Source organism: Aeromonas sp. QDB25 (assembly GCF_027707725.1).
In the GTDB taxonomy this organism is placed as follows: Bacteria; Pseudomonadota; Gammaproteobacteria; order Enterobacterales; family Aeromonadaceae; genus Aeromonas; species Aeromonas caviae.
Window position 1 is genome coordinate 1 of the sequence record NZ_JAPCIZ010000062.1, and the last position, 24,255, is coordinate 24,255.

A 24,255-nucleotide genomic window follows, 5' to 3' on the forward strand; every position below is an offset into this window, starting at 1 on the left:
GGTGAACAACAAGATCAAAGTGATAAAGCGCATGGCATATGGATTTAGGGACTCAGAATACTTTTTTCTGAAAATCAAGGCGGCCTTCCCCGGAAAGCCGCGATGAACCTCTTTTTTGTGCGCGGGGCCTGGTCTCAGGCCACGGCAACCAGCTTCTGCTTCTGGGCGCTGTCCAGGATCAGGATGCTCGCCTTGGGGAAGAAGTTGAAGGTGGACGCGGAGGCCCAGGTGTAGGCCCCCATCACCCGACCCACCACCAGCTCGCCGATCTCGAGATCCGGCAGCATGATGCTGTCGCGGATGACGTCCACGCTGTCGCAGGTGGGGCCGGAGAGCACCGCATTGTGCAGTTCGCCATGGGCATAGGGCGTGCTCACCGGGTAGGTGACGTGGTCGTAGAGCTGGCCGTTGTAGCTGCCGTAGAGACCGTCATCCAGGTAGTACCAGATCTTGTCGCCGCGGTGGGCCTTGCCCATCACGCTGGAGACCGAGGTCATGGCCGGCGCGCTGATGAAGCGGCCCGGCTCGGCAATCTTCTGTACCGTGGCGGGCAGCTTGGCCAGGGCCTCGCGGATCGGGGCGCAGAAACCGTCGATGTCGAACTCGCCGCCGTCATAGTCCACCGGGAAGCCGCCGCCGATGTCCAGCACCCAGGGCTTGAGCCCGAGCTCCCAGGCCTGCTCCATGATCTCGCGGCAGGCGTCGATGGCCTGCACGTGGCGACGGGCGTGGGGCACCTGGGAGCCGACGTGGAACGACAGCCCCATCACCTTGATCCCCTTGGCCTGGGCCAGTTGCAGCAACGGCAGTGCCTGCTCCGGGGTGCAGCCGAACTTCTTGGAAAGATCGACCTTGGTCTCGGGGTTCGGGAAGCTGACCCGCAGCAGCAGTTTCACTTCATCCTTGTAGGGCAGGAACTTTTCCAGCTCCAGCGGGTTGTCATAGACAAACACGGTGCAGCCGAATTCCAGGGCATAACGGATGTCGCTGTCACGCTTGATGGGATGGGTATGGATGCAGCGTCCCGGGCGAACCCCTTGGCTGCGCACCAGATCCACTTCGCCATTGGTGGCCAGATCGAAACAGGCCCCCTCTTCCTTCAAGACAGAGACCACCGCCTCGTGGGGCAGGGGCTTGAGTGCATAATGCAAGCGCACATCGGGCAGGGCGGCCGCCAGGGCCCGATACTGTTTGCGGACGGCTGCCTTGTCGAGCAGCAGCAGGGGGGAGCCGAATTGTTCAACCAACTGACGGTAATCTTGTGCGACCAGGGTCTCGTTCATTCTCTTTTGATAGTCCTTAGGGGGCGTGATATGCCCAAGCCATATGCGATTGAACCGGCGACGGCCGGCTCAGGCGAGCGGTCCGGAGGGACCCACCAGGCACATTGCATAAGTTCCTTGCAAAGTGCTTAGTTATGCGCGGGATTATCGGCTTATTGAGTTTGTGTGCAAGCATTTTGATTGGATATGTCGGCAAGTTTTTCTGGTCGAGACGAAACAGGCTCTTGATACGGGGAGCGATCAGGGCCGTGATGGGGAGCACCTCCGAAGGGAGCTTGATAAGCTGTTGATAGTTAACGAACTAATAACATCAGGCCTGGGGGTTGAGGCCAGGTAAAAAGGGGGCGCCGGGGCCAGGGAGTGCGAGACAGCTCACATTTTTTGGATTATCATGCCCGCTTCCTGATCCAAACTAGTTCGGATGAAGGTAGCAGGAGAGCGATGGGCAACCATCCACCGAAGAAGTGAATCTTTCAGGTACCGGGCAACCGGTGTGGACTGCTACTGGACGATACTCTGGAGAGACCCGTTGAATCGGGCGCCGAAGGAGCAAGGCACCGTGATTGCATCGCAATCTGGCGCCGGAAACTCTCAGGCAAAAGGACAGAGGGGATGGGATGGTTGTACCTGAGCTTGAAACTGTTCACGGTCTGTAACGAGAGGTCGTCAGCAAGGTAAAGAGCAGCGCAGGAACCGGAGTGTATGTAAATACATGAGGCTTTCGAGCAGCGCATGAGCCTTGATCACGGCCTCGCAGCAAGAGTGTGAACACGTTTTTGGCCCGCATCCGATCGCCTCTGGCCGATCGCGACACCTATGGGAAGATCATCCTTCTCCTCCTTAATCGTTGTTTTTTAAGGAGGATGCATGTCATTAATTCAATCGGCGCTCGCCGCCATCGATAGCTTTATCTGGGGTCCCCCCCTGCTGATCCTGCTGGTCGGGACCGGTATCTATCTCACCTGGCGATTGGGTCTGCTTCAGATCGTGCGTTTGCCGCTGGCCCTCAAGCTGGTCTTTGGCCGCGATCAGGGGCAGGGCAAGCAAGGGGATGTCTCCAGCTTTGGTGCCCTGTGCACCGCCCTCTCCGCCACCATCGGCACCGGCAACATCGTCGGGGTCGCCACCGCCATCAAGCTCGGCGGCCCGGGCGCCCTGTTCTGGATGTGGATGGCCGCCCTGTTCGGCATGGCCACCAAGTACGCCGAGTGCCTGCTGGCGGTGAAATATCGCCAGCAGGACGCCAACGGCCAGATGGCAGGTGGCCCCATGTACTATCTGGAGAAGGGGCTCGGCTCCAGGCCGCTCGCCAAGCTGTTTGCCCTGTTCGGCATCGGCGTCGCCTTCTTCGGCATCGGTACCTTCCCCCAGGTCAACGCCATCAGTGATGCCATGAGCCTCTCCTTCTCGGTACCCCGTGAAGTGACCGCCGTGGTGCTGACCCTGATCGTGGCGCTGGTGACCCTGGGGGGTATCCAGTCCATCTCCAGTGTGTCGAGCAAGGTGGTGCCCTTCATGGCCATCTTCTACATCGTCGCCTGTGCCGGGGTGCTGGTGAACAATGCAGGCGCCCTGCCCGATGCGGTCATGCTGGTGATCGGGAGCGCCTTCACCGGCCATGCGGCCACCGGCGGTTTCGTCGGCGCCGGCATTATGCTGGCGATCCAGTCCGGGGTGGCGCGCGGGGTCTTCTCCAACGAGTCGGGCCTGGGTTCGGCCCCCATCGCGGCGGCGGCGGCCAAGACCGATTCCTGCGTGGAGCAGGGGCTGGTCTCCATGACCGGCACCTTCATCGACACCCTCATCATCTGCACCATGACCGGCCTGACGCTGGTGGTGACCGGGGTGTGGAGCGGCGATGCAAGCGGTGCGGCCATGACCAGTCTGGCCTTTGCCCAGGGGCTGGATGCCCATGTGGGCCAGTATCTGGTGAGCATCGGTCTCTTGTTCTTCGCCTTTACCACCATCCTTGGGTGGAACTACTACGGCGAGCGCTGCACCGAGTACCTGTTCGGGGTGAAGGCGATCAAACCCTACCGCCTCATCTATCTGGTGCTGGTGGCGAGCGGTGCCTTCCTCCATCTGGACCTGATCTGGCTCTTGGCCGACATCGTCAACGGCCTGATGGCGGTGCCCAACCTCATCGGCCTCATCGGCCTGCGCCACGTGGTGATTGCCGAGACCCGCGCCTACTTCAGCCGGGACCGGGATACGGAGTCCGAGCCCGAGCCGCAGACGGCCTGATGAGAAGCGGGCCTGCGGGAAGTCCTGTCAGCGGGCCCCTGTCCATGGCGTCAACCGGGATCCGGGCTGGGATGGCAAAACCCGGGGCTTGATCCCGGATCTTCTGATAATATCTGTGCGAAATACGCAAAAGCCACGACGCTCATCGTGGCTTTTTTGCATTTTACGCAATGAATGGCAGCGCTTGTTGCCCCCAGGTGGTCAGGGAGAGGGAATATCTCCGGAAAGCCGCTGCGCCAGCGCACTGCTCACCCGGCTCACCAGGGCCGCCTCATCCCCCTGCCAGCCAATGGCGTGGGCCAGGGTGGTGGAGGTGCCCGGAGCAAAGCGCAGCTCGCCCCCGGCCAGTTCGTAGAAGCGGCTCGCCATCCGGGTGCCCTCGTCCACATCCCCCGCCACCAGCAGCATGGCCTGGGCCAGCACGGCGCCGTCGTGATCCCGGCCCGGCGCCAGCCAGCGCTGGGCGGTGCCGGTCACCTTGCGCCCCCCGATCACCAGGTTGTACTGGCCGTCGCAAAACGAGCCGGGCACGAAGTCGTAGCTGCCCGCAAGACCGTATTCCTCCAGCAGGGCGAGCAGGGGCGCCCCCAGCAACCGGTAGTAGTGGGCCAGATCCTGGGTGGTGCGGGGCAGCATGAGGGAGAGGTTGAGGATGCCGGCGCCGTGGGGCACGGCGGTGCCGCCGCTGTCGCGCACGAACACCGGCCAGCCCTCGGCAGCAAGCTGCTCGCAGGCGGCCTGGTAGCGGGGCAAACGGGTGTCCTTGCGGGTGACGATGAGGCATTGGGGGCCCTGCCAGAGGAGGGCCCTGGGCTCGCCGTCACCGGCGCACTCCCGCAGCCAGCGCTGCTCCTCGGCCAGGATCTGGTCGGGTGTCTGGTGGGCGAGCGGCGGGGGCAGCAGGGTATAAGGCATGAAAGGCATCCTTTGGCAGAGGCTGCCAAGCACAGTACGCGCGGGGGCAAACAAGGTAAAGCCCCGCGTGGCGGGGCTTTGGTGCAAGGATGGCGGAGTGTCAGGCCTGTGCGGCGGCGCGCCTGGGCAGCAGCAGATTGAGCAGGATGGCGGTGAGGCCGCCGGTGGCGACGCCGTAGGAGAGCACGCTCCTGGCCAGCTCCGGCAGGTGTTGCAGCACCTCGGGCACCTGGGCCACTCCGAGACCCATGGCGAGCGACACCGCCAGGATCATCAGGGCGCGGCGGTCCAGCTCCTCCCGGGAGATGATGCGCACCCCGGCGGCGGCGATGGTGCCGAACATGACGATGGTGGCGCCGCCGAGCACGGGTTCAGGTATTTGTTGCACCAGGCTCGCCACCGCCGGGAACAGGCCGAGCAGGGCCAGCATGGCGGCGATGAAGAGGCCGACATGGCGGCTGGCCACCCCGGTCAGCTGGATGACGCCGTTGTTCTGGGCGAAGGTGGACATGGGGAAGGTGGAGAAGACCGCCGCCAGCATGGAGTTGGCGCCGTCGGCCAGCACGCCCCCCTTGATCCGCGCCATGTAGACCGGCCCTTCCAGCGGCTCGCCGGAGATGTCGGAGGTGGCGGTCATGTCGCCGATGGCCTCGAGCGCCGTCACCACGAAGATGATGGCGAGCGGCACGAACAGCTGCCAGTCAAAGCCGAGCCCGTAGTGCAGCGGAACAGGCACCATCATCAGCGGGCCGTCGAAGGTGGGGGCGCTCACTTTGCCCAGCAGCAGTGCCACCGCATAGCCCGCCAGCATGGCGATCATGATGGCGGAGAGGCGCAGCCAGGGATTGCGACTGCGCTGCATCAGCACGATGAGGCCGAGCACCAGCAGGGAGAGAAAGAGGTTGGTGTGGCTGGCGAAGCTGCCGTCCGCCAGGGCGCCGTAGCCGCCCCCCATGCTGATGAGCCCTACCTTGATGAGGGTCAGGCCGATGAGCAATACCACGATGCCGGTCACCAGCGGGGTGATGATCCGTTTGACCAGGTGCAGGAAGCGGCTCATGACGACGATGGTGAGGGCCGCTGCCAGCATGGTGCCGAACAGGGTGCCCAGCAGATCGTCGGTGGGCATGGCCGCCTGCTTGAGGGCGAGGCCGGAGGCGATGATGGGACCGAGGAAGTTGAAGCTGGTGCCCTGTACCGAGAGCAGGCCGGAACCGAGGGGGCCGAAACGGCGGGTCTGGATGAAGGAGGCGATGCCGGACATGACCAGGGACATGGAGACGATGTAGCGGGTGTCGTCGGCGGGGAGGCCGAGGGCATTGGCGATGATGAGGGGCGGGGTGATGATGGCGACAAACATGGCGAGCATATGCTGCAGGGCGGCGAACAGGGTCTGGGGCAGGGGGGGGACATCCTCGATGCCGTAGACCAGTTCGCTGTGGGCTCGCCTGGGGGGATGGGCCTCTCGGATGGCGCTTGGGGCGGCAGCCTGTTCCATAAATACCTCGAATGTGTGGGGGGATGGGAGAAAATTGGGCGCTATTTTAGTGATTGGTATCGCGCTTTCCAGCGCTAATTGAGCGCAAACTCGTTTATTTCTCGATGGGTTGAAACGTTTTCCTGTGGCGATTAAGATCCGCCGGTTTGTGTGAGACCGATCCCTCACAAAGGGGAGGGAGGCTGATGCATCAGGATGGGGACGGTGTAGAATGAGCCCTCGGTTCGAAGATGGAGACTCTGGATGCTGAAGCTGTCGGAGTTCTGGAGTGCCCGCGCCCACTCCGAAGATTTTACCCTGACCCGGATGGGCTTCATGACGGTGCGGCTGCGGCTGCTCACCTGTCTGCTGATGGCGGGGCTCCCGAGCTGGGCCCTGGTGGACTGGCTGACCCTGCCAGCCATCCAGTTCGAGGCGCTGTTCCAGGTCAGGATCTTCTGCCTGCTGGCCCTCTCGCCCCTCATCCCCCTCTCCTATCTCATCCACTTCAAGCGCGAGCGCATGAAGCTGGCGCTGGGCTACCTGATGGCGGTGATGATGCTCTTCTCCCTCATCTGCCTGCACAGCTTCGGCGCGGATCAGGAGATGCAGGCGGGCTACATGGCCTTCCCCTATCTGCTCATCAGCCTGTTCGCCATCTTCCCCATTCCCCTCTCCCTCAGCCTGCAACTGGCGGGGGGCATTCTGGCCACCATGCTGGCGGGCAACTGGCTGCTGGTGGGCCAGCCCCTCTGGAGCGTGCAGACCCTCAACCAGGTCTGGCTGCTGGGGCTCTTTGCCATCGCCAGCGCCTGGGTGCAGTGCGGCCAGCTCAACATGCTGTTGCAACTCTATCGGGAATCCACCACGGACGAGCTGACCGGCATGATGAACCGCCGCCTGCTGATGAAGCAGCTCGAGAAGGCGAGGGCCGCCATGATCCGCAAACAGGCTCCCTTCGCGGTGCTGCTGCTGGATCTGGACCGCTTCAAGCGCATCAACGACACCTTCGGCCATCTGGCGGGGGATGCGGTGCTCAAGGAGGTGGCGGCCACCCTGTCGGAACAACTGGAGCCCGGCATGGTGCTCGGGCGTTACGGCGGGGAGGAGTTTGCCATCCTGTTGCCCGGTTGCACGGATCTGGCACAAGCCAAGCGGGTGGCGGAGCGGCTGCGGGTCGCGGTGGAGGCGAGGTTGGTGAAAAGCCCCACCTCCGACGAGCTGCTGGAGGTGACGGTGAGCATCGGTCTGACCCTGGCCCAGCGTGGCGAGGGGGTGGAGGATCTGCTCAACCGGGCGGACGAGTGCCTCTACATGGCCAAGATGGCGGGTCGCAACTGCGTGGTGGCCGAGGCCGGCAAACCCGCTGGCGATGCAGGGCGCACAAAAACGGATGCCGCCTGAGGGCGGCATCCGGTGATGACGGGGCTGGCGTCAGGCCAGGGTGTATTTGCCGGAGAGCTGCTGGGCCAGCAGCTTGAACATGTTGAACACCGCCATGGTCTTGCCGGTCGGGGTGCCGTCCTCTGCCAGGAAGAACTCCCCCTTGAACACCAGAATGTCCCCCTTCTGCTCCACCGAGTCGGCGCGCATGCCGTGGATGAAGTCCTCGTGTTCACGAATGATCTTGTTGGCCATCTCCAGCAGGGCAGTCTCGGTGATCCGCTCTTTTTGTGGTTGCATGCTCGTCTCCTTAAACGACTACTGGGCAGGGGCACAAGGGTCGGCATGGCCGGCGCACCCCGCCTCTGATTGAAGAGGGGGCCAGCATACTGCAAAGCGGGATTTTCTGTCATTGATATGACCCCGCATTTTCCCGCTTTGCGCTCTTCCCTTATCCCAGCACCAGATTGCGCAGCCAGCGGCGCTGGCGAATGCGGCGCTGCACCAGCAGCACTTTGGAGAGCTCCTCCAGCAGGACCACCGCCACTACCCAGGAGAGGGGCCAGCCCAGCAGGCTGACCGCCACCCAGGCCAGCGGCAGGCCGATGCACCACATGCCGACGATGTCGATGAAGATGCTGTAGTTGACGTCCCCCCCCGAGCGCAGCACCCCGACGATCCCCACCATGTTGAACACCTTGAGCAGCATGCCCAGACACATGATGGCGAGCACCTGGCCAGCCTCAGTCATCAGCTCGCCCGGCAAGTTGCCGACCCATTGCAGCAGGCTGCCCTGCATCAGCCAGACGGCGGTCCCCACCAGCAGGGCGCCGACGGGGGCAAGCAGCAGGAAGAGCTGGGAGTGCTGCCAGGCCTCGTCATACTCCTCTGCCCCGAGCCGGTGACCGAGCAGGGTGGAGCAGGCCACCGCCAGCCCGAAGAAGAGGGAGATGAGGATGCTCTCCAGCGTGCCGAGGGTGGTCATGATGGCCAGGGCGTCGGTGCCGAGGTGCGCGTAGAGGAAGCCGTAGAGCAGCATGCCGAAGGCCCAGAGCCCGTCGTGCAGCAACAGCGGCAGGGCGATCAGGGTGAAGCGCACCACCTCCTTGCGCCTGAAGGCGGCGAGCCAGTCTTGCTTGCGCGGGATGATACGGGGCTCGGCACGCCACACATAGGCAAGCAGCAGCGCGGTCTGCAGCAGGCGCGAAAGGGTGGTGCCCCAGGCGGAGCCGGCTACACCCATGGCCTCGGCGCCGAAATGGCCGAAGATGAGGGCATAGTTGAGGATGACGTTGGCGATGATGGCGATGATGCCGATGCGGGTCGGCGCTGCGGCATTGCCCACCGAGCGCAGGGCCGACTCCAGGGGCACCACCACGGCGGTGCAGAGGATGGTGGCGCCGGTGATCATCAGGAACTCGTCGGCCAGCTCGCGCAGCGCGGGCTCCTGGCTGGCAAACCCGAGCACGCTGCCCGGTGAGAACACATAGACGAGGGCAAAGGGCAGGCTCACCGCCAGGGCGCCCACCAGGGCCAGGGCCAGGGAGCGGCGCACCCCGGCCATCTCGCCACGGCCGAAATATTGTGCCGCCAACACCGAGACCCCGCCCGAGAGCCCCGCTATCACCAGCAGATTGAAGAAGAAGACCCGGTTGCCCAAGCCGACCGCCGCCACAGCCGTGGTGCCGAGCTGGCTCACCATCATGATGTCGATGAGGCCGAGCAGGGAGAACATCATGGATTGCAGCGAAACCGGCAGGGCCAGTCGCCACAGTCGCGTCATGAACTCGCGATCGGTGGTTTGTTTTAAAATCGCTTGCCAATAATTCATTTATGTTAACCGGGTTTGTGAAAATCAGGGTTTGTCGTGGGTATGATAGGGGTGATATCGGGAGGCTTCACTGTGAGCCCCTCTCGGCTTTCTTGTGCAAAACTATCCTGTTGAGGTGCTATGCCATTTATCAACGAGTGTCTGGAAATCGCCCCGGCCTGCGAAGAGCGGATGCTGGGACGCGAAGGGCTGCCCCTGCTTGGGGAGGCGGGCGTCTTCCTGACCGGCCTCTCGACGATACGGGAGCACTACCTTATCCGCCGCAACCGACCGGAGTTTCATATCCTGATGGTGAGCCATGACGAGGGGGGCGCCCTGCTCACCGATGGCGGGGAGCAGCCCATCCCGGCGGGAGCCCTGGTCTTTCTCCCGGCCGCCGTGCCCGGGGGCCTCAGGCTGGTGGGGGAAGCCTGGCATACCAGTTGGATCCTGCTGGACGACGTGCCTCGCTGGCAGCATCTGCACCGGCTTGGCCATCGCATCTGGCAGGGGGAGGAGGGGGAGCAGCTCTACCATCTGCTCAGTCTGATGCAGGGGGAGGGAATACGTTCGCCACTCCAGCCCCAGCTGCTGAGCCTGCTGCTGGCGCTCTTGGAGCGGACCCTGCAGGGGGAGGTGCGCGGCACGCCGGAGTTGCGGCTACAGGCGCTGTTTCGGCGGGTGGAGGCACGTCTGGACGAGCCCTGGAGCGTGGCCCTGCTGGCCGACCAGATGGCCTGCTCGGTGCCCCATCTGCACCGGCTCTGCCAGCAGGTGTTCGGCATGGGCCCCATGGCCTGGCTCACCGGACTTCGCATGAACAAGGCGCGCCAGTTGCTGCTCTACACCAACTGGCCGCTGGCCGAGCTGGCGGCCCGGGTCGGATACAGCGACGGCGCCAACTTTGCCAACCGTTTTCGGCGTCTGACGGGTCAGACTCCGGGGGCCTTTCGTCGACTGGGTCGCAAACCTTTCGCAAGGGAGGTGCAAACCCTTTGAAATTGTTGGCTCAAGCCCATAGGATCGACGGGCCACACAGTCAAGGTACAGATCCATGTTTGAAGATAATAATCAGAAACGTCCCCTCTACATTCCCTACGCAGGTCCAGCCCTGCTGGAGACGCCGTTGCTCAACAAGGGCAGCGCCTTCACCAGCGAAGAACGCAGCAGCTTCAATCTGGAAGGTCTGCTGCCCCAGAACATCGAAACCATCGAAGAGCAGGCAGAGCGTGCCTATCGCCAGTTCATGGCGTTTGGCAACGACATGGACAAGCACATCTATTTGCGCAACATCCAGGATACCAACGAAACGCTCTTCTACCGCCTGCTGAACAACCACCTTACCGAAATGCTGCCGGTCATCTACACCCCGACGGTCGGCAAGGCGTGCGAGGAGTTCTCCAACATCTATCGTCGTGCCCGGGGCCTCTTCATCTCCTATCCGGACAAGGACAGGATCGATGACATGCTGCAAAACGCCACCAAGCAGAACGTCAAGGTGATCGTGGTCACCGACGGCGAACGCATCCTGGGCCTCGGGGATCAGGGCATCGGCGGCATGGGCATTCCCATCGGCAAGCTCTCCCTCTACACCGCCTGTGGCGGCATCTCCCCGGCCTACTGCCTGCCGGTGGTGCTGGATGTGGGCACCAACAACCAGCAGCTGCTGAACGACCCCTTCTACATGGGTTGGCGCCATCCGCGCATCTCCGGCGAAGAGTACGACGAGTTCGTCGATGCCTTCATCCAGGCGGTCAAGCGCCGCTGGCCGGACATCCTGCTGCAGTTCGAGGATTTCGCCCAGGGCAATGCCACCCCACTGCTCAACCGCTACAAGGATGAGCTGTGCTGCTTCAACGATGACATTCAGGGGACCGCCGCGGTGACCCTGGGCAGCCTCATCGCCGCCTGCAAGGCCTCCGGTGCCAAACTCTCCGAGAAGCGGGTCGCCTTCCTCGGGGCGGGCAGTGCCGGGTGCGGCATCGCCGAGCAGATCGTGGCGCAGATGAAGGCCGAAGGGCTGACCGACGCCGAGGCGCGGGGCCGGGTCTTCATGGTGGACCGATTCGGTCTCATCACAGACAAGATCCCCAACCAGCTCGACTTCCAGCGCAAGCTCTCCCAGCCGGTCGAGCGGATCAAGGAGTGGCCGGTGGGGGACAACATCTCCCTGCTGGAGGTGATGGAACACGGTCGCCCGGACATCCTGATCGGGGTCTCCGGCCAGCCGGGTCTGTTTACCGAAGAGGTGGTCAAGACCATGCACAAGCACTGTGCCCGTCCCATCATCTTCCCGCTCTCCAACCCCACTTCCCGGGTGGAAGCCACCCCGGCGGATCTCATTCGCTGGACCGACGGCCAGGTGCTGGTCGCCACCGGCAGCCCGTTCGCACCGGTGGAGTACAAGGGCAAGCGCTACGTCATCGCCCAGTGCAACAACTCCTTCATCTTCCCGGGGATCGGCCTTGGGGTGATCGCCTCCGGTGCCAACCGGGTGACCGATGCCATGCTGATGTCGGCCAGCCGTGCCCTGGCGGATTGTTCACCCCTGGTGAAGGGGGAAGAGGGCTCCTTGCTGCCGGATCTGGCGGACATCCATCAGGTCTCCCGCTACATCGCCAAGATGGTGGCCAAGACCGCCATGTTGCAGGGCAAGGCGGTGCAGACCCCCGATGATGTGATCGATCAGGCCATCGAGGCGAACTTCTGGCGCCCCGAGTACCGCCGCTATCGTCGTACTTCCTTCTGATCCCAAGGGGACAGACATGCAGAAGGGATGCCTCGGCATCCCTTTTTTGTGCACGGCTGTGAAGGAAGAGGAGGTTATTGTGCCGGTTGCTCGGCGGGTGCGGGCTCGGCGGGATTGCTGACGCCGGTGACCCGGATTTCGACCCGGCGATCCGGGGCCAGGCAGTCGATGAGGGCGGCCCTGGCCTTGATGGCATCACACTGGGTGCCGGTGACCGGGTTGCTCTCGCCGTTGCCCTGGATGCTCACCTTGTCGGCGGGCAGCCCCTTGCCAATCAGGAAGTTGGCGACCGTGCTTGCACGGGCCTCCGACAGTGCCTGGTTGTTGGCATCCGAGCCGATGCGGTCGGTGTAGCCCATCACCATGGCGTTGCCATCCTTGGGTTTGACGTCGACGATCTGCTGGTAGAGGGTGTCGAGTGCCTGCATCCCCTCCGGTTTGAGCTCCGCCTTGCCAAAGGCAAACAGCACATCCGAACTCAGGTTGAAGGTCTGATCCACCGGCTCGGGAGCCGGGGGTGGCGGTGCCACGACCAGAGGCGCGGCCACCGGCACTGCGGCGACGGTGCGATTGGGGTGAAGCACCAGCTCGATGGTGGCGGTACTGATGTCGCTGACCCAGCGTTTGGTACCGCTGCCCACCTTGTCGTTGTCAGGATCGTCCCCGACTCGCACCATGTAGCGGTAGCGGGTCTGGATGTCTACCCAGTCGCTCAGTCTGGCGGTCAGGCCCAGACCCGCCAGGGGAGCCAGATTGTCATCTCCCCCGTTGACGGAGTCGACGTGATAGAGATAACCGCCCCCTTCGGCAAAGACAGAGAAGATGTCCCCCAGCGGCAAACGGCCAATGACCGACAGGGTGGCCCCCTTGCTGTTGAAGTCCTGGCCGGCAATATCCCAGTCACCGGTGGAGAGGTAGCCGAGCTCTGCCCCCAGATTCTCGTTGTAGTTGTAGCCGACAAAGGCGTTGATGGCGGTTGCGTCCTTGCCGACGTCCTGGCTGAAATCATCGATGTCATGGGCAAAGGCCCAGCCACCCCCAGCCCCCACATACCAGTCGTGAACAGGTGCCGCCTGGGCGGCACTCGTCGCCAGTGCCAATGCAATCCACACAGGTTTCAGTCTTATGTTCATCGCGTATCCTCGTCGATGTTGGGTGTTATAGGGCTCCCAGCCCTTTGCTATGTATAGCCAACATTATGTATAGGCGATGTGAGCGCTTTAACCATTTAAGTGACGCATCTGTATGGAGAATCGGTGGGGCAGGCAGGTGGGCGGCCCGCGTTGGTGGTGCCGTGCGGGCATTAAAAAAGGGGCCGGAATGGCCCCTTTTTGCAACAGGTGGTCAACCTCTTATTGCTGCACTTCCTGTACGCCGGTGACGCGCACTTCGACGCGGCGATCCGGTGCCAGGCAGGCGATCAGCTGAGCCTTGGCCTTGATGCCGTCACACTGGGTACCGGTGACCGGGTTGGCTTCACCACGACCTTCGATGGATACCTTGCCTGCCGGCAGACCCTTGCCAACCAGGAAGTCGGCCACGGTGCGGGCACGGGCTTCAGACAGCTTCAGGTTGTAGGCATCGGAGCCGATGCGGTCGGTGTAACCCACCACCACGGCGCTGCCATCTTTCGGCTGGACGTCGACGATCTGCTGATACAGGGTGTTGAGCGCAGCAGCCCCTTCCGGCTTCAGGGTAGATTTGCCGAAGGCAAACAGCACGTCCGAGCTCAGGGAGAAGTTCTTGTCGACCATGACGGGTTCGGGAACCGGCTCGGGAGCCGGTGCCGGGGCCGGTGCCACATAGGTGGTGCGGTTCGGGTGCATCACCAGTTCCAGGGTGGCGACGCTCATGTCGGTTTTCCAGGTTTTCTGATCGTCACCCAGATCCCACATGTAGCGGTAGCGGGCCTGCAGGTCGATAAGGTCGGAGAGCTTGGCAGTCAGACCCAGACCCGCCAGCGGCGAGGTCCCGTTGTCGCTCTGGCCATTGCCGTTGACGTGGTTGAAGTAGGCACCCCCTTCGGCGAAGACGGAGAAGATGTCATTCATGGGCAGGCGTGCGATACCGGACAGGGTGGCACCCTGGGTCTTGAAGTCGACGCCATCGACGCCAGCCTTGCCGGCATAGAGATAGCCGAGCTCGGCGGCAAAGTTCTCGGTGAAGTTGTAACCGCCGAACAGGGAGAGCGCGGTGGCGTCCTTGTCAGCATCCTGGCCGAAGGTATCCAGGTCGTGGCCATAGGCCCAACCTGCACCCATACCCGTGTACCAGTCGTCGGCCGCCTGAGCGGTGGTGGTTCCCATGGCTGCAATGGCCAGAGCAATCAGGGTTGGTGCCATTTTCATTTTCATCGTTTTATCCTCGTTGAGTTGCCGTGCTATGGGCGTACTGCGCACTCTTTGTTATACCGGTCGCAGATGACACTTCATGTGCGACACCGTGAGCGGATCACGGACGGCTTGAATAAAAAATGGATGGAAACCTGGATTCTCATGAAGCTGTTTCTCCATGGACAACTAACCGGGCACTGAGCACTTTTAATAGTTCATCCAATGTCTTACAAGCGTTGCTACTGTATTCTTTTGAATCAGCGTGATCAAGTTTCTGCACAGATATGCAGCGCCGACACCGGTGTCGCGGGGCCGCAATACGGGGGTAAAGGGGAGAAAAGGTGAGACAGAGAGTGTCGCTGGGGGGAGGAGAGAGACAGCAAAAGGGGATGCCGTGGCATCCCCTTTTTTACGTTACCTGAGCGAAGTCAGATTACTTTTGAACTTCTTGTACGCCGGATACGCGAACTTCTACGCGACGGTCCGGAGCCAGGCAGGAGATCAGCTGAGCCTTGGCCTTGACGCCGTCACACTTGGTGCCGGTGACCGGGTTGGCTTCGCCGCGACCTTCGATGGCAACCTTGCTGGCAGCCATACCCTTGCTGACCAGGAAGTTGGCAACGGTGCGGGCACGAGCTTCAGACAGCTTCTGGTTGTAAGCGTCGGAACCGATACGGTCGGTGTAACCAACAACAACGGCGTTGCCGTCTTTCGGCTGGAACTCAACGATTTGCTGGTACAGAGCGTTCAGGGCTTGCACACCTTCGGCCTTCAGGCTGTCTTTGCCAAAGGCGAACAGCACGTCGGAGTTCAGGGCGAAGTTCTTCTCAACGATTTGCGGAGCCGGGGCCGGTGCTTCTTCAACAACCGGGGCCGGAGCAGGCGCTACGTAGGAAGTACGGAACGGGTGGTAAACGGCTTCCAGGGTCGCAACGCTCTGGTTGGACTTGTAGCGTACGTTGTCGGCGTGCAGGTCAGCTACGTCCCACATGTAGCGGTAGCGAGCTTGCAGATCCAGCGCGTCGTTGACCTTGTAGGTCACACCGGCACCGGCCAGCGGGGATACTTTGGTATCGCTGGTGCCCAGACCGTCAGTGTGGCCCCAGTAGGCGCCAGCTTCACCGAACAGGGAGAAATCGTTGCCCAGCGGCAGACGAGCGATACCGGACAGGGTGGCACCCTGGCTCTCGTAACGGTTGCCGTCGGTGTTGCCACGGCCGGTGTACTGGTAGCCCAGCTCGGAACCGAAGTATTCGTTGAAGTTGTAACCAACGAAGGCATTGGCAGCAGCCGCATCTTCTTCGCCAACGTTCACGCCTTCGATCTTGTTCAGACCGTTGAAGTGAGTTGCACCAACACCGGCGCCGAAGTAGATGTCGTCAGCGGCGTGAGCTGCAGTTGCACCCATGGTGGCCATAGCGATGGCGATCAGGGAAGGAGCCATTTTCATCATAAAATAATCCTCGTTGAGATGGCACGTTGTTCACGTGCTTCGCACTTTGTAATTTATGTAAGCTGCTGGCTCTGTCGACCAACGACGTTGGTGCGAACAGGGATCCTAGATCCATCCAGGAGGCACGTATCTGGGTGCACAAGTGTGCGGGTTGCACTGTCGACAATGCATACTCCGCCACGAACAGCCGACGTCATTCCGATGACGTGGCACACTTTATGCCCATTTCAAAACATGATCAAGCTCACAGATAAGGGATGGGGCAAATTGTGTCGTAGGGATAACTGGCTGTTTCTTGGGATTTATTAGTGATCCAAGTAGGCGCGATGCAGTTTCTTCTCAAGCTTCATATAAGCCTCAGCCCAAGCGTGCCGCGGGATGGCGTCACCCGCCCTGACCGAGAGGACCGCAAGATAGTCCGCCTCGGTTGCTTCGCACAGCAAGGGTGTGAAACTGAGCAAGAAGTGACGGGCGAGGTAGGGATCGAGAGGCCAGATGTTGAGGATGGCCCGCGCCACGGGCTGGACGGCGGTGGAGCAGATGAAGTGCCGATGACCCGCTTCCAGCCATTGGGCCATCTCGGCGAGGCTTTCTTCCGGCACGATGCCGCCATCGCCTTTCTCCCTGGCCAGCGTCATCGTGTGACCATTGCCCAGTGCCAGGGTGCCGTTTTCTGCCACGACGCCGTCGTGGCTGCGCAGGGGAAGCGTCGTCTGGCCTTCAAGATAGAGGCTGCAGCTGTCCGGGAGGGCCGCCAGCACGGTGGCGGCGTCCCCCTGCATGGCCATAGGCAGCCAGAACGCTTCGGCCCGGGTCTGCAGACCCTGGGCGAGCTGACGGGGGAGGGAGTCCGGGTCGGAATGAAGACGGGAAATGATGCCGGGAAATGCCATGTTGATGACTCTCTTGGAAATAACCGGCGAATTATACGAGGGATGGCCGGGCAACAAGAAAGGTTTCTTTTCGAGACTGTTTACCTGAGGCGACGCAGCGATTACCATCCCCGAGGTTTGTGAAGGGTTGTCGTCGAAAGACGCTGATTATAGATAGAGGCTCGACCATAACGAGTCCGTTCAAAACTGATACACTTGACTACGAGTCGTCGCGAAAAATAAAGGTGGAGTCAATCCGCCGAACGGAGTATGGAACACATGAATTCAAATATCGTAACTGTTGGCAAGAAGATCCGTCAGATCCGCGAAGCGGTAGGCCTGAGCCGTCCCAAGTTTGCCGATCTGCTGGGCGTCCCCCCAACCACCCTGAAGAACTATGAACTGGGTTACCGTGAAGTCGGAGGCGCCTTCCTGGTTGCCCTGGCCCACCACCCCGATCTGCACAAGTTCACCCTCTGGCTGCTGGCTGACAAGAAAGTCGCCGAAATCGGCCAGATCGGTCCGGACGATATTGCCAAGGCTTGATTCAGTTCAACCTTGATAAAAATGCCGCCCTCGAGGCGGCATTTTTTATTTGTCAAAATGGAAAATTATTTAATTAAATAATGCGTTGGGTGCGGCCAGCGGCGATTTTCACTAAATCATCTTGTCGGGCTGGATTAATCCACGGAACACTCCGACCCTTTTAATTCAGGCGGTGATCCACACAGCGAGACAACGATGAGCCAATCCATTACCAAAGCCAGAGATGGGTTTACCAGCACCTTTGGCGTGCTGGCCGCGACCCTGGGGTCTGCCGTCGGGCTCGGCAATATCTGGAAGTTTCCCTATCTGACCGGTGAGAACGGTGGCGCCGGTTTTCTGCTGGTTTATGTCATCGCCACCCTGCTGGTGGGATTGCCGGTGATGATCTCCGAGATCATGCTGGGGCGCGAGGCCAGGACGGATGCGGTCAGCGGGTTCATCAAGCTGGCTCCGAAGGGGCAACCCTGGTGGCTGATCGCCGCCATGGGGGTGAGCGCGGCCTTCCTCATTATGTCGTTCTACTCCGAGGTGGCGGCCTGGGTGTTTGCCTACATCTTCAAGGCGGCCAGCGGCGAGATCCTCTCCACCGATCCCGCCGTCACGGGTGCTGCCTTCAATTCGCTCATCACGGATCCCTTGCAGAGTCTGCTCTGGCAGTGGCTGGTGCTGGCCCTGATGGGGGGATCTTGCTGATGGGGGTCTCCAGGGGGATCGAAGCGGTCACCAAGCGGTTGATGCCACTGCTCTTCATCCTGCTGCTGGTGATAGGCGTGCGCAGCCTGACTCTGCCCGGAGCGAGCGAAGGACTGCATTTCCTGTTCTCGCCGGATTTCTCCAAGGTGACCGCAGGCGTCGTGCTGACGGCCATGGGGCTGGCGTTCTTCAAGCTCTCCATCGGGATGGGCTGCATGATGACCTATGGCAGCTATTTTTGCGATGATCAGCACATCCCTCTCACCACGGTACGGGTGATGTGCGCGGATCTCTTCGTCTCCATGCTGGCGGGGATCGCCATCTTCCCGGCTGTCTTTGCCTTTGGCTTCGAGCCGAGCGCAGGCCCCTCCCTGCTGTTCATCACCATACCCGCGGTCTTTGCCAGCATCCCGTTTGGACACCTCTTCATGGTGCTCTTCTTCGTGCTCTCCGCCATCGCAGCCACCGGGGCCATGCTCTCCATCCTGGAGGTGCCAGTCTCGGTGCTCTCCGAGCGCTTTCACATGAGCCGCACAAGGGCGACCCTGATCAACCTGCTGGTGCTGGGGGCGGTCGGCTCGACCTGTGCGCTCTCGAGCAGCACGCTGGCGGATGTGCAGGTTGGCGGGAAAACCTTCTTCGATCTGTTCGACTTCGTCTCTTCCAACGTGCTGATGCCCCTTGGCGGCATCTTCCTCTGCCTCTTTGTTGGCTGGGTATGGGGATTCGAGCGGATGACGACGGCGCTGACCAATGGAGGCAAGCTGGCGCTGCCCATCCTCAGCCCTCTGTTTTTCATCATCCGCTATGTGTCGCCGCTGCTGATCCTGGTGGTGATGCTCAAGGGGCTGGGGCTGTTCTGAGCCGCGTAACCCGAAACAAAAAAGCGCCTATTGGCGCTCTTTTTGTCTTTTACCCCGATATGCCTTCATATCAGGCAGAGTCGTGACAGCTCCTCCTTGAGCTGCTCCAGGTTGCGCTCGACACAGGCTTCCCCCTCGTTGATGGCGTCGCTCGCGCGGTGGAAATCCATGATGGAGAGGTTGCCAAGGCGCGGGCAGAGCTGGATCTCGGGGGGATCCCCGGCCATCCGGGCACGGGTGATGCGCTCCTGCATGATGTTGATGGAGCCCGTCATCACCCCCCACATGCCGGGGGTACTGGGTTCGCGTTCGCCCCGGTTCAACCACTGGCTGAGCAGCCCTCCCTGCACGGGCTCGTCCGGTTCGTCGGTCCAGGGCTGGTGCATATCGGTGTTGAGGTTGACGGCGATCACCACCTCGGCTCCCATGGCGCGGGCCAGGGAGATGGGGACCGGGTTGACCACGGCCCCGTCCACCAGCCAGCGATCCTCCACCCGGGTCGGGGTGAGCAGGCCGGGCATACCGCAGGAGGCGCGCACACACTGGCGAAGCGGTCCTTCCTGCAACCAGATCTCGCGACCGGTATCGAGTTCGGTGGCGACGCAGGCAAAGGGCAGCGGCAGGCTTTCGATGGCGGGATCCCCCAGATGGCCAGCGGCGATGCCAAACACCTTGTCACCGCGAAACAGGCCGCCTGAGAGGGCAGGATCGAGCAGCCCCATGACCTGCAGGCGGCTGAAGCCGCGCACCCAGCTCTCCAGCTTGTCCAGTTCACCAGCGGCATAGGCGGCGCCGACAAAGCTGCCGATGGAGCAGCCAGCCACCAGATCCGGCTTGACGCCGAGTCGCTCCAGGGCACGGATGATGCCGATGTGTGCCCATCCTCGGGCCGCACCGCTGCCCAGGGCCAATCCCAGACGGGGTTTTCGTGACACAGTTGCGTCTCCTGACATGAAGTGGGAGTCCAGCTTACTCCGGCTTCTCCTGCCCGTCATCCCGCCACGCTTCGCTGCGATTGCGGCCGTTGGCCTTGGCCTGATAGAGGGCGATATCGGCGCGGCGGATCACCTCCTGCAAGGAGATGGCCGGTGACTGGCGACAGTGGCCCAGGCTGACGGTCACTTTCAGCTCGGCCGCGATGGCGCTCCAGGGATGCTCTGCTATGCACAGACGAAGCCGCTCGGCCAAGGGGGCCAGAGGGATCGCTTCATCGGCGACGAGCAGCAGGAACTCCTCGCCGCCCCAGCGGATCAGGTGGCACTCCCGTGTCAGCAGGGACTGGCAGAGCTGCACCAGACGGATGAGGACCTGATCGCCCACCCCGTGGCCGAAACGGTCGTTGACCTGTTTGAAGTGATCGCAGTCAAACATGATGGCGCCGATGCGTTGGCGGCCTGCCAGGGCCTGGCGGTGTTCGAAGGCATCGAAGTAGTGGCGGTTGAAGGCACCGGTCAGGGCATCGTGGCGCGACAGGTAGTTGAGGCGCCGGTTGAGGCGCTGGGCACGCAGGCTGGAGACGGTCGCCACCACCAGACAGAGAATGGTGATGAGCGCCGTCGCCGATTGCCACAACAGCGTCTGCAGCAGAGGCAGCAGCGGGATGCGATGGATGAGGGAGAGCGGTGTCTCCGGGATGGGATAGACGAGCTGCAAGGCGCCCTGTTGCCACTCATATTCCGCTGACTGCGCCGTCCTGACCGGGGGCGGCGCGGTACCGGACTGGCTGCTGGCGAGGATCTGCTGATGGGCGTTGAGCAGGAACAGGGTGCCAATCTGGGGGGCGAGGCGGTGCAGGGTCTGCGCCAGCGTGACGGTCTGGATGTCGATGCTGAGCAGGCCAATGATCTGGCCGCCCTGGGTAATGGGCTGGGAGAGGGTGATCATCTGCCCCCGTCCGGCAAAATCCTGGTAGGGGCGCGAGAGCATGGCGTGCTCCAGGTGGGGATGCCTGGCCATCGCCTCCTGCCAGTAGGCCTTGCTGTAAATCACGGGATCGAAGCGAAACTGGCTGGATGGCACCCAGGGATAGAGGTAGATGAAATTGTCCGTACCGGTGAAGTAGATCCAGGCCACGTCCCTGTCTAGCAGCTTGCTGGCCGTGGCGAGCAGGGGGGAGAGGCTGAGGGCGAGATGTATTCTGGCTTGCCGCTCGCTGCCGTCGTGGGGCAGCGGGCCCTGCCCGGTCAGGTTGCCGATGAGGGCGGGGGGCAGATCGACGGGGATGCGATCCAGGTTGATGCCGTGCTCCCCGTCGGATTGCAGCGCCTGATAGAGCTGGCGAGAGAGCACGGACTGGGGATTGCTGCGCAGGCGCTCCTCCGCCTGGCCGCGCATGGCCTCAAGGAAGGTCTCCATCCGCTGGTGCTGGCTGCTGAGCTGGGTCGCGGCGTTGATGGTGTCACGCTTGTTGATCTCGGTAACCTGGCGAAACGCATGTTGCAGGGCGAGCAACAGCAGCAGCAGGCCGAGGCCCAGCAGCAGCCACTGCAATCGGTATCTGGCAAAGGCGGGGGAGGGAATGGACATGGGCGTACCGGAAGATGGCGAGAGTCGGCATCAGTGTAAGGCAGAACCCTGACGCGCGTGCCGACAAGATGCGTTTTTGATGATCTTCTCACCGGACTGTTACGTTTTGTCACATTTATACATAGTCACGGCATAGTCAGGGGGTAACATGGTGCCATCCTTGATGAAGCTATCTCTTCTTCCTCTCTCTTTGACTGCATGGATCTTGTGATGAAAACGCGCGTGTGGCTGTGGCTTTTCCCTCTTCTTCTATTGCTGGCGGCGGGCGCCTGGCATCTGCGGCAGGCTGAACCCGCCAGCAAGCCAGCACCAAGAGAGATCAACATCAGGGCCGAAACCGTCAGGCAGAGTCTGGCCGAGCCCTCCATCAAGCTGGTGAGCAAGCTTGCGGCCAATCGCTCCGTGGCCATCAGCCCCGAGGTGACCGGCCGAATTGCCACCATCGCGGTGAGTTCCGGCCAGCAGGTCAAACAGGGGCAGACCCTGATCGCCCTGGATGCGGGCAAGCAGCAGGCGGAGCTGGCCGAGCAGAGCGCCAGCGTGCGCGACGAGGCTCGCAAGCTGCGGGACATGCGCAAGCTGGTGGCGCGAGGCGCCGTCACCACCTCGGAGCTGGAGGGGCAGGAGGCGACTGTTGCCCAGGCCCAGGCCCGGGTCGATGCGGCCCGTTACGAGCTCTCCCTGCGCACCCTGGCCGCCCCCTTCGACGGCACCGTCAGCCTCATCGATCTCAGCGAAGGAGCCCTGGTCAACAGCGGCGACGTGCTCTTGCATCTGGACGAGCTGGCAAAACTGCGGCTCGATCTGGCGGTGCCCGAGCGCTACCTCTCCCTGCTGCGCCCCGGCATGGCGGTGACGGCAACCAGCTCGGCCTGGCCGGATCAATCCTTTTCCGGCGTGCTGGAGACCCTCGACAGCCGGATCTCCAGCGACACCCAGAACATCAAGGCGCGTGTCATCCTGCCCAACACCGGCGGCCAGCTGCGCCCCGGCATGCTGATGAACGTGGATCTCTCTCTGCCACCCCAGAAGATGACCCTGATCCCCGCCCAGTCGGTGGAGTACGCCGGCGAGCAGCGCTTCGTCTATCGCCTGGAGGCGGACGGACGGGTGAAGCGGGTGCCGGTGGAGCTTGGCGACACCCATGGCGAGGCCGTCTGGGTGCTCAAGGGGTTGAACGTCGGCGATCGCATCGCGGTGGAGGGGCTGGTCAATCTGCGCGACGGCGCCCAGGTACGTGATCTGGGCGAGGTGAAAGGCTGATGTGGCTCTCCGATATCTCAGTACGCCGTCCCCTGGTGGCGGTGGTCATCAGCGCCCTGCTCACCGTGTTCGGCCTGGTGGCCTTCAGCAAACTCACCGTGCGGGAGATGCCGGATGTGCAGACCCCGTCCGTCTCCATCACCACCACCTATGAGGGGGCGGCCCCCGAGGTGATGGAGAGCCAGGTCACCAAGCCCATCGAGGATCAGCTCTCCGGCATCAGCGGCATCAAGAACATCAACTCGGTGACCCGCAAGGGGCGCTCCTCCATCACGGTGGAGTTCAAGCTCGGCTGGAACATGCTGGAGGGCACCTCCGACGTGCGTGACGCCATCTCCCGGGCCAGACCCAAGCTGCCAGACGGGGCGGACGAGCCCATGGTGACCAAGGACAACGGCAACGGGGATGTGGCCATCTGGCTCAACTTCAGCAGCACCCAGATGGATCGTACCGCCATGACGGATTACGCCAATCGCATGCTGGTGGACCCTTTGAGCCTGGTGGACGGGGTGAGCGAGGTCTCCCTCTCCGGGGACCTGACCCAGGTGATGTACGTGCGGCTGCGCCCCGCCGACATGGCGGCCCGCGGCATCACGGTGGCCGACGTGCAGGATGCCCTCAAGCGGGAGAACATCGAGCTGCCGGGCGGCGAGATCCGCAACAACACCATGACCATGGCGGTGCAGATCGCACGGCTCTATCACAGTGCGGAAGATTTTCGCACCCTGCCGGTGAAAACTGCCACCAATGGTCAGAGCATCTATCTGGCGGACATTGCGGATGTGGAGGTGGGGGCCAAGAACGAAGACAGCGCCTATCAGCGCAACGGCCGCGAGAGCCTGGGGATTGGCATCGTCGCTCAATCCACAGCCAACCCCCTGGCGGTGGCCCAGGGCATCGAGAAGAAGCTCGTGGAGATGCAGCGCTTCCTGCCGGAGGGGGCCACCCTTGAGGTCGACTACGACTCCACCATCTTCATCAAGCAGGCCATCGACGAGGTGTATGAGACACTCGCCATCTGCGCCCTGCTGGTGGTGGCCGTGCTCTATCTCTTCCTCGGGCAGGGGCGCACCACGCTCATCCCCGCCATCACGGTGCCCGTCTCCCTGATTTCGGCCTTCATCGGTGCCTGGTATCTGGGCTTTTCCATCAACCTCATCACCTTGCTGGCCCTCATCCTCGCCATCGGCCTGGTGGTGGATGATGCCATCGTGGTGGTAGAGAACATCCACCACCACCTGCAACGGGGCGAGTCCCCCTTGATGGCGGCCTGGCACGGCACCCGGGAGGTGGGCTTTGCCGTCATCGCCACCACCGCCGTGCTGGTGATGGTGTTTGTGCCCATCGCCTTCATGGACGGCATGGTGGGGCGCCTCTTCACCGAGTTCGCCATCCTGCTCTCCCTGGCCGTGCTCTTCTCCTCCCTGGTGGCGCTCACCCTGACCCCGGCCATGGGCTCCTGGCTGATGCGTGCCGTGGACAAGCCCAACGCCCTGACCGCCACCCTGGACAAGGGACTTGGCTGGGTGGAGGAGCGTTATCGCCGCGTGCTGGGGGCCGTGCTGCGCCGCGCCGTCTGGATGCCCCTGGTGTTGCTGCTCTGCCTTGGCGGCATTGGCGCCCTCTTTGGCAAGCTGCCCGCGAGCCTCACCCCGACCGAGGACAGGGGCGTGCTCTATGTGTTCGTGAAAGGGGCGGAGGGCACCAGCATCGAGCGGATGAAGCGCAACATGCGTATCTATTCACCAGGACGGGGTTGACGGCATCAGTTCTGCCGGGATGGGATAATCTGTCTTCTCGATGCACGCCCTGACCACGGCCCTCAACCACTCCTGTGGGCAGCGG

At 62.4% G+C, this 24,255-nt stretch carries 18 protein-coding genes, 2 pseudogenes and 1 riboswitch; of the genes and pseudogenes, 9 read left to right on the forward strand and 11 right to left on the reverse strand.

Annotated features, from left to right (window positions below; translation table 11 throughout):
• Positions 1-106: transposase (locus PG883_RS17705; protein WP_201872345.1), on the forward strand; the 106-nt coding region annotated here is incomplete at its 5' end.
• 28 nt (positions 107-134) lie between these two features.
• Here the strand turns inward: PG883_RS17705 and PG883_RS17710 are convergent.
• Positions 135-1,283 carry a type III PLP-dependent enzyme gene (locus PG883_RS17710; protein ID WP_010673490.1) on the reverse strand — a complete coding sequence of 383 codons (1,149 nt, stop codon included), beginning with the start codon at positions 1,281-1,283 and terminating at the stop codon, positions 135-137.
• 506 nt (positions 1,284-1,789) lie between these two features.
• Positions 1,790-1,900, forward strand: a riboswitch (glycine riboswitch).
• A 250-nt stretch (positions 1,901-2,150) separates the two neighbouring features.
• On the opposite strand from PG883_RS17710, the gene PG883_RS17715 reads away from it, so the two are divergent.
• A complete protein-coding gene (locus PG883_RS17715) occupies positions 2,151-3,527 on the forward strand; it encodes an alanine/glycine:cation symporter family protein (RefSeq protein ID WP_049636307.1) in 1,377 nt (458 codons plus the stop codon).
• A 201-nt stretch (positions 3,528-3,728) separates the two neighbouring features.
• On the opposite strand, the gene PG883_RS17720 is transcribed toward PG883_RS17715, so the two are convergent.
• Positions 3,729-4,442: a lipoyl protein ligase domain-containing protein gene (locus PG883_RS17720; RefSeq protein WP_049636308.1), complete on the reverse strand. Its 714-nt coding sequence runs from the start codon at positions 4,440-4,442 to the stop codon at positions 3,729-3,731.
• 100 nt (positions 4,443-4,542) lie between these two features.
• Positions 4,543-5,940 carry a nucleobase:cation symporter-2 family protein gene (locus PG883_RS17725; RefSeq protein ID WP_270807458.1) on the reverse strand — a complete coding sequence of 466 codons (1,398 nt, stop codon included), beginning with the start codon at positions 5,938-5,940 and terminating at the stop codon, positions 4,543-4,545.
• A gap of 243 nt (positions 5,941-6,183) precedes the next feature.
• Between PG883_RS17725 and PG883_RS17730 the strand changes: the two genes are divergently transcribed.
• A complete protein-coding gene (locus PG883_RS17730) occupies positions 6,184-7,323 on the forward strand; it encodes a GGDEF domain-containing protein (RefSeq protein ID WP_010673494.1) in 1,140 nt (379 codons plus the stop codon).
• Positions 7,324-7,353: 30 nt separating this feature from the next.
• On the opposite strand, the gene PG883_RS17735 is transcribed toward PG883_RS17730, so the two are convergent.
• Together PG883_RS17735 and PG883_RS17740 are read right to left on the reverse strand one after the other, a co-directional pair.
• Complete coding sequence (locus PG883_RS17735; RefSeq protein WP_010673495.1) at positions 7,354-7,602, reverse strand: YciN family protein; 249 nt, start codon at positions 7,600-7,602, stop codon at positions 7,354-7,356.
• A gap of 151 nt (positions 7,603-7,753) precedes the next feature.
• Entirely contained in the window at positions 7,754-9,133 is a 1,380-nt protein-coding gene (locus tag PG883_RS17740; protein ID WP_270807460.1) for an MATE family efflux transporter, read from the reverse strand.
• A 120-nt stretch (positions 9,134-9,253) separates the two neighbouring features.
• On the opposite strand from PG883_RS17740, the gene PG883_RS17745 reads away from it, so the two are divergent.
• Both PG883_RS17745 and PG883_RS17750 read left to right on the forward strand, forming a co-directional pair.
• Complete coding sequence (locus PG883_RS17745; protein ID WP_162726164.1) at positions 9,254-10,111, forward strand: helix-turn-helix transcriptional regulator; 858 nt, start codon at positions 9,254-9,256, stop codon at positions 10,109-10,111.
• Positions 10,112-10,166: 55 nt separating this feature from the next.
• Entirely contained in the window at positions 10,167-11,861 is a 1,695-nt protein-coding gene (locus PG883_RS17750) for an NAD-dependent malic enzyme (protein ID WP_039039301.1), read from the forward strand.
• A 74-nt stretch (positions 11,862-11,935) separates the two neighbouring features.
• Here PG883_RS17750 and PG883_RS17755 read toward each other — a convergent pair whose 3' ends face one another.
• The 4 genes from PG883_RS17755 to PG883_RS17770 all read right to left on the reverse strand — a co-directional run bounded on the left by PG883_RS17755 (position 11,936) and on the right by PG883_RS17770 (position 16,540).
• On the reverse strand, positions 11,936-12,994 hold the full coding sequence (locus PG883_RS17755) for an OmpA family protein (RefSeq protein ID WP_128272634.1): 1,059 nt from the start codon (positions 12,992-12,994) through the stop codon (positions 11,936-11,938).
• Positions 12,995-13,213: 219 nt separating this feature from the next.
• Complete coding sequence (ompA, locus tag PG883_RS17760) at positions 13,214-14,215, reverse strand: porin OmpA (RefSeq protein ID WP_039039303.1); 1,002 nt, start codon at positions 14,213-14,215, stop codon at positions 13,214-13,216.
• Positions 14,216-14,627: 412 nt separating this feature from the next.
• A complete protein-coding gene (ompA, locus tag PG883_RS17765) occupies positions 14,628-15,647 on the reverse strand; it encodes a porin OmpA (RefSeq protein WP_010673501.1) in 1,020 nt (339 codons plus the stop codon).
• A gap of 305 nt (positions 15,648-15,952) precedes the next feature.
• The gene (locus tag PG883_RS17770) at positions 15,953-16,540 is read right to left on the reverse strand and encodes a hypothetical protein (protein ID WP_104454547.1); all 588 of its coding nucleotides are present in this window, start codon (positions 16,538-16,540) and stop codon (positions 15,953-15,955) included.
• Between the two features lie 258 nt (positions 16,541-16,798).
• On the opposite strand from PG883_RS17770, the gene PG883_RS17775 reads away from it, so the two are divergent.
• Together PG883_RS17775 and PG883_RS17780 are read left to right on the forward strand one after the other, a co-directional pair.
• Positions 16,799-17,065 (forward strand): helix-turn-helix domain-containing protein, encoded by a 267-nt coding sequence (locus PG883_RS17775; protein ID WP_010673503.1) that lies wholly within the window; start codon positions 16,799-16,801, stop codon positions 17,063-17,065.
• Between the two features lie 195 nt (positions 17,066-17,260).
• Positions 17,261-18,621 (forward strand): annotated as a pseudogene (locus PG883_RS17780) (sodium-dependent transporter).
• Positions 18,622-18,686: 65 nt separating this feature from the next.
• Here PG883_RS17780 and rssA read toward each other — a convergent pair.
• Entirely contained in the window at positions 18,687-19,556 is an 870-nt protein-coding gene (rssA, locus tag PG883_RS17785; protein WP_029313973.1) for a patatin-like phospholipase RssA, read from the reverse strand.
• 34 nt (positions 19,557-19,590) lie between these two features.
• Complete coding sequence (locus tag PG883_RS17790; protein ID WP_270807467.1) at positions 19,591-21,147, reverse strand: sensor domain-containing diguanylate cyclase; 1,557 nt, start codon at positions 21,145-21,147, stop codon at positions 19,591-19,593.
• Between the two features lie 210 nt (positions 21,148-21,357).
• Here PG883_RS17790 and PG883_RS17795 point away from each other — a divergent pair, with 210 nt between their 5' ends.
• Together PG883_RS17795 and PG883_RS17800 are read left to right on the forward strand one after the other, a co-directional pair.
• On the forward strand, positions 21,358-22,410 hold the full coding sequence (locus PG883_RS17795) for an efflux RND transporter periplasmic adaptor subunit (protein ID WP_039039307.1): 1,053 nt from the start codon (positions 21,358-21,360) through the stop codon (positions 22,408-22,410).
• A pseudogene (locus PG883_RS17800) lies at positions 22,410-24,146 on the forward strand (efflux RND transporter permease subunit); the annotation flags it as partial. The gene PG883_RS17795 and the pseudogene PG883_RS17800, both read left to right, overlap by 1 nt.
• Positions 24,147-24,255 lie beyond the last annotated feature (109 nt).